Annotated in this window: 1 protein-coding gene; it reads right to left on the reverse strand. The window is 48.9% G+C overall.

All coding sequences use genetic code 11. From position 1 onward, the window contains the following. Positions 1–88, reverse strand: an 88-nt coding sequence (locus FLQ03_RS19710; RefSeq protein ID WP_420855667.1) for a hypothetical protein, incomplete at its 3' end; no start/stop codon positions are given. Positions 89–227: the final 139 nt, after the last annotated feature.

Raw genomic sequence — 227 nt, forward strand, 5'->3', positions numbered from 1 at the left:
CGCGCTTGAGATCTTTAATCACGTTAAGCAGCACGCCTACCAGAAATACCAACACCAGAATCCACCAGTACTTTGAAAGCCAGTCCATTCGCTAATCCTCTTTAAGCACCCGTCAGGCGACGAGTTGCTCCATAATACGTTGATACATGCGGGCCAGCAGTTGTAAATCGGCAGCGTTCACGCATTCATTGATTTTGTGAATCGTCGCGTTAACCGGACCCAGTTCG

The organism is Vogesella urethralis (genome assembly GCF_007644045.2).
Lineage (GTDB): Bacteria > Pseudomonadota > Gammaproteobacteria > Burkholderiales > Chromobacteriaceae > Vogesella > Vogesella urethralis.